Raw genomic sequence first — 10,024 nt, forward strand, 5'->3', positions numbered from 1 at the left:
TAATTTAAGTTGAGAAGATGCATATAAACCTAAATGACCTATTCCTGCTTCAGTATGAACATGAATTACATCTAAATTTAAAGCTTCTATTTGAGGCAGAAATTTTTTATATCTTAAAACTAAACGAAATTCTTTTACAATTTCTAAAGGAATAAAAATACCTTTTATTTCAATAATATAACAATTATTTTTTTTTTTATCTTTCGATATAGGTTCATTAGTAGTTATAATATAAACCTTATGCCCTAACATTTCTAGTCCTTTTTGGAGAGACTTTGTTGAAACAGATACACCATTAATAATGTTTAAATTAGAATCTGTAAAAATACCTATTTTCAAAATATATTCCTTTTTTCTTATTTTTGAATTTTAAAATAAAACTAAATTGTTTTATTTTCTAATCTTTTTTTATTCTCATAAATAACTTTTTGATAAATATTGATCATTTTTTTTGCAAAAATTTCTTGTTTATAATTATGAACTGATTTTTGAGCTTGTAATGATATTTTTTTATATTTTTCTTGATCATTAGATAAGATATTTAAAATTTGAACAAATTCTTTTTCATTACTATAAAAAAAACCGTTTTCTCCGTTTTGAATAACACCTTCTAATGCTTCATCGTAACGAGCTACAATTGGTAAAGAAGATGCTAAAGCTTCGATATAAGTTAAACCTTGTGTTTCAAACAAAGATGAATTTATAAAAACATCTCCCAATTGATAATATAGACCCACTTGTTCGTTAGGAACAAAATTCAAAAAAATAATTTTATTTTTTAAATTTAATTTTTCGACTTGTTTTTTTAAATTCTTTTTTTCCGGGCCATCTCCTATAATTAAGAATTTACTTTTCTTGTTTTGTTTATGAAAAGCTGAAAAATTATTAATATTATGATCAATAGATTTTTCTTTAGAAATTCTGCCTATGAATAAACAAACAAAAAAATTTTTTAATCCTAATTTTTCTTTTAAATTGTTTATCTCTTCAGAAGAATAATTTTCTTTTCCGAATTTTTCTAATGAAATTCCAGTTGGAATAATTTGATAATTTTTTTCTATTTTATATCGTTCTTTTAAAAAAGATAAAGTTTTTTGTGTAGGCACAACAACCACATTAGCTTTCGATATAAACTTTTTTAAAAGATAATCTAAGTATTTTAATATTATTTTTTTGAATATTTTAAGCCAAATAAAATTATTTTTTTCAATAAAAAAATGATACATAGAATGCATTGTATACACTAATGGTAATTTAAGTTGAGAAGATGCATATAAACCTAAATGACCTATTCCTGCTTCAGTATGAACATGAATTACATCTAAATTTAAAGCTTCTATTTGAGGCAGAAATTTTTTATATCTTAAAACTAAACGATAACCTTCTGTTCCTTTTAAAAATAAAGGTATTCCACCTTGAAGTTTTAATATACAAGGACCATGTTTTATTTCTTTTTTTATAGGGTAAGAATTGAGCGTTATAATATAAACCTTATGCCCTAACATTTCTAGTCCTTTTTGGAGAGATTTTGTTGAAGTAATAACTCCACCGATACAAGGTTCCCAACCATCCAATAATAAACCTATTTTCATTATTTTAATATACCTTTTTTTATTATTCTTTGCTATTTTTTAATTATTTTTAAAAAACCAAAATACTTTATTTATATAATAAATTTGTTGTAAAAATTAATGATTTTATTGATTGTTATGACACAAAGTATGTATATATATATATATATATTAATAATTTTCCTCAATAACAAAATAAAATAAATTGTCTAAAAATTAATAAAAAAATCTAATTTTCCTTAATTTTTAAAAGTTTTTATTTATATTTAAAAATATTATTTATTTTCTAATTATATTTATAATTTATCATATTTAGTGTATAATTTACTATATAATTTTATTATAATCTTCATTACAAATATAAAAAAATCATGAATTTACATTAATGTTTTAACATTTTTTTTAACTTACTTATTTTTGTTTTAACTTATCATTTTAAGATATTTTGATACTATAATTTAATAATTGAAAAGAACTAAATTTAATTTTAAAGGTTTATTAAAGTTATGAAAAAAAAAGTTATGGATAAAAAAAAAAGAAAAAATTAGTTTATATATTCTTTTAATAATCTCTATTTTTTCTTCATACTCAGGAATTACAAAATCTATTTATGACTCTCAACATGGTAGAAGAAATTTTTTTTCTCTCGGTTTATTTACAAGAGAAAATACTCTATTAGTTAATTTATCTTTATTGTTATGTTTAATCAAAAAAATAAAATATTCTAAATATTTAAATTATTTAAAATTCAATTGTTTTGTAAACTGTTTAATTATTTTTTTTGTTATATGTTTAAAAAACATTTTGGAATATGATCCTGAACATATGTTATTACCTATTTCTTTTGTTTTTTATTATTCTTTTATAGATTCTAGTTTAGTTTCTTCTGATAAATTTTACATTGGGTTTATTTATTTTTTTTCTTATTCTTTTTTTTCATTAGTTTTAACATTATGTAATAAAGATTTATTTCCTTATATAGATAATTTTGAAGAATTAAAAAACGATTATTCATATTTTTTTGCGATAGTTTTTTTATTTACTTTTGTAATTGTATTTTGGGTTATTTTTATTTATTTGTTGAATTTTAAAAAAAAAAGATTTAATAAAAAATTGAATTTTAAAAATTCAAATTTAATCTAAAAATCATATTAAAACATGTATTTTACACGTATTTTCATAAATATATATCAACATATATATAAACAAATAATGTAAAAGTAGATAGTTTTACCAAAAAAATTTTATAAAAATAAAAATTGTTATTGAAAAAATAACAAAATAGGAAAAATTAGATAATAAAATGATAAATACTAAAGAAAATGAAAAATATAGCAAAAAAGAATACATTAAAAAATTTCTTTTTTTAGTTTTTATTCAACAAGCTTCATATCATTTTGTTTTATTTTTTATTTATAAGAATGAACGATTGATACCTAGATATATTTCAGAAAATTTAATTTCAGAAAAAAATAACTGGTGGATTAATATATTAAATTTAGGTTTAAATAATAAATTTGGAGAAACTCTAGGTTTTCCAGATATAAAATATTTTGAAAATTTTGTTTTTATTTACTTAATCTCTATATTATGGTGGTATTTTTTAACTCCTTTTTTTGTATATAAATATTTAGATAAAAAAACAATTAAATCTTTATATAAATCTGCCTTTATAGTTTTATTTTTTTCTTTGTTAATATTTATTATTTTTCCAATTGAAGCTTTAAAAATTTTTCAGTTTAAAACTTTTAAACATGGTTCAATATCTGGTAAATTATTAGAAAAAATATATGAAACAGATTATACTAGATTAAATTCTTTACCTAGTTTACATGTTGCTATAAGTTTTCTTTGTTATGTTCCTTTTAGATTAAAAAATAATAATGTTCCAAAAAAAGTTTTTTGGTTTCAATTTATTATGGCTTTTTTAGTTTTTATTTCTACTTTTGCCATTAAACAACATTATATAGCAGACGGAATAATTTCTATTATTTTGGTGGAATTAGTTTACTTTTTAATTTCAAGAAAAAAGAATAATAAAAAAATAGTAAAATAAATAATTTTTTAAATTAATTTTTATTTTGTTTTTAAAATTAAAAAAAGTTTTTTTTAATGTATAATTATTTAAGTATCAAAGATATCAAAGATAATAAAATAAAATTTAAGGAGAAATATATTAGAAAAAGTAACTTTATATTTAATTATGAAGTTCATTAATAATATTTCTAAGTTTATTAAAATTCAAAAGATTTCTGAAAATTTTTAAATATCTTTTTTTGGTAAAAATTTTTTTTAATTCATGTTGAAATGATTTATAAACAAAATAATTATTATTTATTATTAAAGGAAGGAGAATTTTAATATTAAATATAAAAAAAACAGTCGAAAAACTTCACAAATAAATGTTTTATATAACGAAAGCATTCCTAATGGTAAATATTTAACTTTGGATGAAAATGGTTCTAAACTAGGTATTTTAGAAAAAGAAAAAATAGTTGAATTATCTGAAGAAAAAGAAACAGATATAGTAATGATTAATTCTAATTCTGAACCAAAAGTTGTTAGATTAATGAATTATTCTCAATTTCGTTATAAGTATCAAAAAAAATTAAAAGAAATGAAAAAGAATCAAGTTGTAACTGTTATTAAAGAGATTCGAATAAATCCTAATATCGATAATAACGATTTAAATTTTAAAACTGAAAAAGCTCGTCTTTTTTTAAATCAAGGTAATAAAGTTAAAATTATTATGCGTTTTAAAGGAAGAATGATAACTCATGTTGATTTAGGTAAAAATATTTTCGAAAAAATTATACTTAAATTAAATGATTTAGGAAATATTGAAATACCGCCTAAATTAGAATTTAATCGAATTATTACAGTTTTATCTTCAAAAAAAAATAAAACAATAAAATAAAAAAGAAGGTTTTCAGTATGATAAAAAAAAAAGTGCATAAAGGGTTAAAAAAAAGAATTAAAATAACTGGAACTGGTAAATTTTTAAGAAGGCATGCTTTTAAAAATCATTTAGCTGGATCAAAAACAACTAAACAAAATAGAAAGTTAAGACAAGCTACATTAGTAGATATTACTGATGTAAGAAGAATTAAATATCTTATTTGAAATTAAAAATCTTTATAATAATAAATTTAAAGAGGCAATGAATATAAAATGGTTAAAATAAATTTTGTTACATCCAGACATAAAAGAAGAAAAAAAATAATGAAATTGGCAAAAGGTTATTTCGGCTCTAAAAGTAATCTTTATAAAACAGCAAATGAACAAGTAATGCGTTCTTTACAATATTCTTATAGAGATAGAAAAAGAAGAAAAAGAGATTTCAGAAAATTGTGGATTACAAGGATTAATGCAGGTTGTATGAATAATAATATTAATTATTCACAATTTATGCATGGTCTTTCTTTATCAAAAATAGAAATTAATCGTAAAATTTTATCTGATATATCTTATAATAATCCTGAAATGTTTTTAAATTATATTGAATTATCTCGTAATTCTTTAGAACACAAAAAAGCTTTATCGAATATTTCAGATCATAAAGATATAAATAAAACAATTGATTCAGAATTAAAAAAAGAAAATTTATTTTCTGAAGAAAAAAATTCAATTTACGAAAATATAGAAAATAAATTAGAAAAATCTTTAATGCCAGAATTAAAAATATTGGCTAAAAAATATGAAATACCAAATATTTCTAAATTAAAAAAAATAGATTTGATTAATTTGTTAAAAGAAAAAATAAATAAATAAAAATTATTTTTTAAGGAGTTGTAAAACATTAATGTTTAATATTGATTATAAAAAGAAAAAAATTTTTTTTACATTTTTAACAACTGTTTTTTTTATTTTAGTTTCTATATTTCTTTGGTCTGATAAATCAATACTAATTTTTGAATACAAATTTCATGCTAGTGATATTTTACTTAGTATTTTAATTTTTTGGATTAATTATATATTTGTTTTTAGTAATTTCAAAAAAAAAACAGGTTTTATTAAGTTTTTGTTTTTATTAGAAAGTTTAGTGTTAATTTTAGTTTCTTTAAGTTTTATTTTGCAACCTTTTATTCTAAAAAATTCTGAAAAAAAATTATTAAATATTTTTAGTAAAGAATTTACCATATATTATATTTTTATAATACATATTGTTATAAAATTATATATTATTAGCTTTTATTCCAACAATAAAAAAAGTATATTCAGTTCTTTAGAATTTGTTTTTTATTTAATTACATTAATTTTAAGTTCTTATTATTTAGGACATGGATATAAATTATTTAGCACCATTAGACAAATTTTAAGTTTTGTATTTTTTGTTATTTCTCTATTTTATCTTTTTTATATGTTGAAACATATTCATTCTTTAATTAAAAATAATACAAATAATACAAATAAAAATTATAATGAATTTTTATAAAGGAGTTTTAGTTTATTATGTCTAATTTGTTAAAAAAATTAAAAGATTTAACAATGTTAAATGGTGTTCCAGGGCAAGAAAAACAAGTTAATAGTTATATAAAAGAAAACATAAAGGATTTTGTTGATAAAATAGAATATGATAATTTAGGTAGTTTGATTGCTTATAAAGGTAATAATGGTCCTAAAATTATGTTGGCTGGTCATGTAGATGAAATTGGTTTAATAGTAACAGAAATAACTAAAGAAGGATTTATTAAATTTCAAACATTAGGCGGTTGGTCAACTAATGTTATGTTAGCTCAAAAATGGAAAATCCATACTTCAAAAGGTGTTTTGACAGCAATTACAGGAGCAAAACCACCTCATGTTTTATCGATAGCAGATAGACATAAAAATCCCGAAAGTAAGGATTTATTTTTAGATTTAGGTGTTTATAGCAAAGAAGAAGTGGAAAAATTAAATGTTAAAATAGGAGATATGATTACTCCTTATAGTGAATTTGAACTTCTAAATAATGAAGATTTTATAGTTGGAAAAGCTTTTGATAATCGTGTAGGTGCTTTAATAGTTATGGAAGTTCTTGAGAAGTTAAAAGATAATCAAAATATATTTGCTGGTGCTTTCACGGTTCAGGAAGAAGTAGGATTAAGAGGTGCTAGAACAAGTACTAATAAAATTAAACCTTTAGTTTCTATTGCAATAGATACAGGAATTGCTGATGATTTTCCAGGTGAAAACAATTCAAGAAATATTTCATCTTTAGGAAAAGGGCCACAAATTTCTTGTTATGATTCTGGTTTAATACCTCATAAAGGGTTAAGAGATTTGGCAATTAAAATTGCTCAAGATAATAATATCCCTTTTCAAGAACCAAAACCAACAGGTGGTCAAACTGATGCTTCAATAATGCATTTACAAAACGAAGGTTCTGCTACTATAACAATTGGCGTTCCTACCCGTTATATTCATTCTCATACTTCTGTTATAAATAAAAAAGATATAGAATATACTATTGAACTTTTAGTTTTATTAATCAAAGAATTAGATTCTAAAAAAGTAGAACATATTTTATTTAACTAATAAAAAGATTTTTTAAATAAGTAAATTATTTTTAAAAAAGAAGAGGTTTTTGAATTTTAATTTATGAAAAGAACATATCAACCTAGTAAGATAAAAAGAGTAAAAACACATGGTTTTAGAGCTAGAATGTCCACTGTTGGTGGACGTCGAGTTCTTTCTTCCAGAAGAAAAAAAGGAAGAGCCAGATTAACAGTTTAAGTTTAATCTTTTTATTAAAATATAATTAATGGATTTTTCTTTTATATTTTGCAATATTTGCAATATTTGCAATAATAATCAAATATTAAAAAATTAAATTAAAAAATTATTAATATTATATTTATATTAATAATTTTTTTAGTAAATTGAATCGTTGGAAAATTTATTAAATATTATTTTAATGTTAAATAGAAATAAAATTATTTTTATTTTTAAATCACTTTAATTAAATTTAAAAATAATTTAATTAAAGTGATATTCAAGGAAAACATATAATTTTTAAAATATGAAAAAAAAATTCATTTTAAAAAAAAAAAAAGAAATAGATTTAATTTTTAAATTCAAAAAAAAAGTTAAAAATTATTTTTTTATATTATATTTTATGAAAAATAAAAATCTTGATAATTTTAAGTTTGCTTTAAGCATTAGTAAAAAATATGGCAAAGCTCATGAGAGAAATTTGATAAAAAGACGTTTGAGAATGATTATTCATAATAATATGTCTTTTATAAATAAAAATATGACTTTTGTTCTTGTTATAAAACCAACTTCTAAAGAATTAAGTTTTTTAGATTTAGAAAAAAAATTTTTGATTTTAATAAAAAAAACTTTTTAAGCTAATAAGGTAAATTTATTTTGATGAAAACGAAAGATACAAATAAAATTATATTTCAAAAATTTTTTACAATATTTTTTTTATCTCTGATTGTTTATTTAGTAGTAAGACATTTTAGCGAAGCTTCTAAAAAAGAAGAAATCAAGTTAAGTAATTTAAATTTTAAATTTTTTTTTGATAGTAATATTGATGATGAAATAAAAATTAAAACAAAAATCGAAAAAATTAAAGAAAATTTAGATCGTTCAGATCTTAATCCAATTTATTTTGGAGAAGGTATTGATTTATTTCGATTTGGGATTAATAATCAAACAGATCGTTTTCATATAGATAACATTAATATACAAAAAAAATTTGAACTTGATTCAACATCTAAAATTGTATTAAAAGAATATATAGATGATATTTTAAATTCTAAAGATATTTTTTTTGTTCTAGAAAAAGATAGAGATATTAGAAGAGATGTTTATGTAAGGGATTTTTTTAATATTAAAACAGGAACAGATAAAAAATGTTTTTTAAAAGACAAGTTTAAGAAAAATGATAATTATAAAATTTGTATATTAAAAACAGATGATAATGATAATAAAATAATATCATTATTAGATTTTAATGATATTGATGTTTATGATGATGAATTATCGTCGTTGTCTATTCAAAATGATAAATATAATGATCTAATTAAAACTAGATTAAATAAAAATAAATCACAAAAAAATAATTTTTTTTATATAAAAGAAAAAAATTTTGAATCATTAAACCCTATTCAAATTTTTGTAGATGATTCTGGTGAATTACCTATTCAATGGTTTGATAAATTAAATTGGAATTATTTTTTTTATTGGGGTTATATTTGGAATGTTTTTATAATTTTAATTGGTTCTATTTTAAATTTTTTTTCTAGTATATTTTCCTATGGTGTAACAGGTTATTTTTTTGGAAATTTAGGTTTAGGAATTGTTTTAACGACTATTTTTATTAGAACTTTATTATGGCCTATTTATACTAAATCTAGTACTTTTAGTATGAATATGAATTTAATGAAACCGGAAATTAATAAAATAAATGAAAAATATCTTTTAAAAAAAGATAGAGAATCTTTATATAAAAAACAAATGGAAATTCAAAAAATATATCAAAAACATAATTTAAATATTTTTAGTTTTTTTATAACTTTTTTGCAAATTCCTATTTTTATTGCTATGTTTAAAACTTTAAATCGTTTTCGTGTTCCTGGTGGAATTTTTGAATCTTATGTGGATTTAAAAAAACCTTTTTTAGGATTTATTAATTTAAGTTCCTCTTCAACTTCTTTTACTGAAAAAAACTTTATTAATATTGATATATTAGTTAGAATTTGTTTATCTTTCTTAGTAGGAACAAGTATGTTTATTTTAAATAAAATAAATGAAAAAAAGAATATTCAATTTAATAAAAATGTCAAAATTTTAAGCGATGAACAAAAAATAAAAGATAGAAATCAAAAATTTTCTATAAAAATAATTGGATATATTATGATTTTATTTATGGTTGTTGCTTCTTTTAATGATTCTTCACTATCTTTATATTGGATAGTTGGAAATATTTATACTATTTTACAAGTTATTATAAATCATAAATTAATGAAAAAAAAATATATTTTATTGAAACAAAAAAACATTCAATAAAATATATTTTTACCTATTTAATAAAAAAAATTTTAATTTAATTAATTTTTAAAAAATAGAAAAATATATAATTTATTAATTATTTTAATAAAAAATAAATATTTAATTTTATTTTTAAAAAAAATTGGATTTTTTATAAATTTATGTTAAAATTATTTGTAGTTTTTTTTATGTGATACTATGCTTTTTTTAAAGTTTATTTTTATGTTTATATTTATGTTTTAGGGAGGGATAGCGAAGTGGCTAAACGCATCAGTCTGTAAAACTGCTCCGTCAAGGTACGATGGTTCGAATCCATCTCCCTCCACCATAAAAATTTTTTAATTTAATTTTATTAAATTTATATTAATTTATTTCTTTGAAAACTGAAGATGATATAATATTTTTTTATTTTTAAAAGACAAGTTTTTTTATTAAGATTAAAAATCTTAAAACAAAGAGTTTGATCCTGGCTC

At 19.4% G+C, this 10,024-nt stretch carries 12 protein-coding genes and 1 tRNA gene; 11 read left to right on the forward strand and 2 right to left on the reverse strand.

What is annotated here, in order from left to right; all coding sequences use genetic code 11:
- Positions 1 to 339 (reverse strand): glycosyltransferase (locus Q8777_RS01740; RefSeq protein WP_318749449.1); only part of this gene is annotated, 339 nt, incomplete at its 3' end.
- Between the two features lie 41 nt (positions 340 to 380).
- Positions 381 to 1,592, reverse strand: coding sequence for a glycosyltransferase (locus Q8777_RS01745; protein WP_318676036.1), 1,212 nt, complete (start codon positions 1,590 to 1,592; stop codon positions 381 to 383).
- Positions 1,593 to 2,396: 804 nt separating this feature from the next.
- Here Q8777_RS01745 and Q8777_RS01750 point away from each other — a divergent pair.
- The 11 genes from Q8777_RS01750 to Q8777_RS01800 all read left to right on the forward strand — a co-directional run bounded on the left by Q8777_RS01750 (position 2,397) and on the right by Q8777_RS01800 (position 9,879).
- A complete protein-coding gene (locus tag Q8777_RS01750; protein ID WP_318749450.1) occupies positions 2,397 to 2,714 on the forward strand; it encodes a hypothetical protein in 318 nt (105 codons plus the stop codon).
- A gap of 160 nt (positions 2,715 to 2,874) precedes the next feature.
- Positions 2,875 to 3,627, forward strand: a complete 753-nt coding sequence (locus Q8777_RS01755; protein WP_318676034.1) for a phosphatase PAP2 family protein — start codon at positions 2,875 to 2,877, stop codon at positions 3,625 to 3,627.
- 342 nt (positions 3,628 to 3,969) lie between these two features.
- Positions 3,970 to 4,488: a translation initiation factor IF-3 gene (gene infC / locus Q8777_RS01760; protein ID WP_318749381.1), complete on the forward strand. Its 519-nt coding sequence runs from the start codon at positions 3,970 to 3,972 to the stop codon at positions 4,486 to 4,488.
- Between the two features lie 17 nt (positions 4,489 to 4,505).
- On the forward strand, positions 4,506 to 4,694 hold the full coding sequence (gene rpmI / locus Q8777_RS01765; protein ID WP_318676033.1) for a 50S ribosomal protein L35: 189 nt from the start codon (positions 4,506 to 4,508) through the stop codon (positions 4,692 to 4,694).
- Between the two features lie 48 nt (positions 4,695 to 4,742).
- The gene (rplT, locus tag Q8777_RS01770) at positions 4,743 to 5,342 is read left to right on the forward strand and encodes a 50S ribosomal protein L20 (RefSeq protein WP_318676032.1); all 600 of its coding nucleotides are present in this window, start codon (positions 4,743 to 4,745) and stop codon (positions 5,340 to 5,342) included.
- A 31-nt stretch (positions 5,343 to 5,373) separates the two neighbouring features.
- A complete protein-coding gene (locus Q8777_RS01775) occupies positions 5,374 to 6,006 on the forward strand; it encodes a hypothetical protein (protein WP_318749380.1) in 633 nt (210 codons plus the stop codon).
- Positions 6,007 to 6,023: 17 nt separating this feature from the next.
- Positions 6,024 to 7,088: a M42 family metallopeptidase gene (locus tag Q8777_RS01780; protein ID WP_318676030.1), complete on the forward strand. Its 1,065-nt coding sequence runs from the start codon at positions 6,024 to 6,026 to the stop codon at positions 7,086 to 7,088.
- Between the two features lie 63 nt (positions 7,089 to 7,151).
- Complete coding sequence (gene rpmH / locus Q8777_RS01785; protein WP_318676029.1) at positions 7,152 to 7,286, forward strand: 50S ribosomal protein L34; 135 nt, start codon at positions 7,152 to 7,154, stop codon at positions 7,284 to 7,286.
- A 286-nt stretch (positions 7,287 to 7,572) separates the two neighbouring features.
- On the forward strand, positions 7,573 to 7,902 hold the full coding sequence (gene rnpA, locus Q8777_RS01790; protein ID WP_318676028.1) for a ribonuclease P protein component: 330 nt from the start codon (positions 7,573 to 7,575) through the stop codon (positions 7,900 to 7,902).
- 23 nt (positions 7,903 to 7,925) lie between these two features.
- Positions 7,926 to 9,569 carry a membrane protein insertase YidC gene (locus Q8777_RS01795; RefSeq protein ID WP_318676027.1) on the forward strand — a complete coding sequence of 548 codons (1,644 nt, stop codon included), beginning with the start codon at positions 7,926 to 7,928 and terminating at the stop codon, positions 9,567 to 9,569.
- 225 nt (positions 9,570 to 9,794) lie between these two features.
- Positions 9,795 to 9,879, forward strand: a tRNA-Tyr gene (locus tag Q8777_RS01800).
- Positions 9,880 to 10,024 lie beyond the last annotated feature (145 nt).

This window comes from Candidatus Phytoplasma stylosanthis (assembly GCF_032886435.1).
Taxonomy (GTDB): Bacteria; Bacillota_I; Bacilli_A; order Acholeplasmatales; family Acholeplasmataceae; genus Phytoplasma; species Phytoplasma stylosanthis.